This window comes from Pseudomonas sp. LF-5 (assembly GCF_037626295.1).
Classification (GTDB): Bacteria; Pseudomonadota; Gammaproteobacteria; order Pseudomonadales; family Pseudomonadaceae; genus Aquipseudomonas; species Aquipseudomonas monsensis.
On record NZ_JARKMT010000022.1, the window covers coordinates 1 to 1,650 of the forward strand.

The window sequence follows — 1,650 nt, forward strand, 5'->3', positions numbered from 1 at the left end:
CCCTCCGTGTCAGGCTACCTGTCGCCCTTATTGATTGACTCAAATAATCAAGAGGGCGAAGGTGAATAACCATGTCCAAAATGGGCAAACGCTACGACAACGACTTCAAAGACTGGGTCGTTCTGCAAATGATGCCGCCCCTCAATCGATCAGTGGCGGAACTTGCCGCTGCACTCAATCTCACGCCACAGTCACTGCGAAACTGGAGACAAATGGCTAGAGATAAAGGCTTGATCGTTCCGGGAAACGGCAAGACCAGTGACCAATGGTCTAGCGCCGATAAATTCAATGCCGTCATGGAAACCGCGCCGTTGAGCGAGGTCGAGATCTCTCAATACTGCCGAATCAAAGGCATTTACCCTGAGCAAATCCAACAGTGGCGAGTGGCATGCCAAAACGCTAATCCCGTTCTTGATCTCACCTCTCGAACTTCAAAAACGGCCGAGCAACGGCGCATCAAAATACTTGAGCGCCAACTGATTCAGTCTGATGCCAGTCGTGCAGAGGCGGTGGCGTTGCTGGAGCTCAGAAAAAAAGCCAATGCGATCTGGGGCAAGGACAAGGAAGACTGATCAACGCCTCTGATCGTACGCAAGCCATGAAGTTGATTGCCGACGCAGTGCTGAATGGCGCTCGTCGATATCGCGCTTGCAATGAACTGGGTCTGAGCCTGCGCACAGTTCAACGCTGGCAACACACTGAATGTGACGGGCGACAGCTGGCTCAACGTGCAGCTCCGGCTAACAAGCTCAATGATACGGAGCGTCAAGCGGTGCTGGATGCTGCCAATCAGGCTGGCTACGCCAGCCTGACCCCGCACCAAATCGTGCCTAAGCTGGCTGATGAAGGCATTTATCTAGCTTCGGAATCGACGTTTTATCGTGTGTTGAAAGCCGCCAATCAAAACGTCCGTCGCGGCCGGGCCAAAGCCCCAAAACGAAGAGTACTGACGACGCATCGCGCTGATGGCCCCAATCAGGTGTGGTGCTGGGATATCACCTGGTTGCCGAGCACAGTGAAGGGCCGTTTTTTCTACTGGTACATGATCAAGGACGTCTACAGTCGCAAACTGGTCGCCAATGAAGTCCACGAAGTGGAGAGCGCCGAACACGCCTGTGAACTGCTCAGAAAGGGATGTTTACGCGAACAGACGGCAGGTCGTCCGCTGGTGTTGCACTCAGATAACGGACACGTGATGAGAGGTTCTTTGCTGCGTGAAAGCATGGTCGCGCTGGGCGTAGAGCCTTCTTTTAGTCGGCCAAGGGTGAGCAATGACAATGCTTACGCCGAAGCACTTTTTCGCACCGCAAAGTATTGCCCGCTTTGGCCGGATCAACCATTTGATACGGTCACTGATGCAAGGCTTTGGGTGCAGAATTTCATCGATTGGTACAACGAAGATCACCGCCACAGTGCCCTGAAATACGTCACGCCAAACCAACGGCACGAGGGCAAAGCAACCGCCCTATTACAAGCCAGGGCAGAGCTTTATGAGGATGCCAGGCGAACTAACCCAAGCCGGTGGAGCACTCGCACACGCAACTGGAAGCTGGCAGATGCCGTTTACTTAAATCCTGAGCGCCCTGAAATTAAGGGCGCAATGGACTAGCAACCGTAAGACCAAGGCGACAGTTACCTTGACACGTACCG

Annotated in this window: 1 protein-coding gene; it reads left to right on the forward strand. The window is 53.6% G+C overall.

Going from position 1 to position 1,650, the window contains the following annotated elements:
* Positions 1 to 80 precede the first annotated feature (80 nt).
* A protein-coding gene (locus PseuLF5_RS28075; protein ID WP_340135114.1) for an IS3 family transposase occupies positions 81 to 1,609 on the forward strand; the annotation gives its coding sequence in 2 pieces (ribosomal slippage) (positions 81 to 522 and positions 522 to 1,609; 1,530 coding nt in all).
* Positions 1,610 to 1,650: the final 41 nt, after the last annotated feature.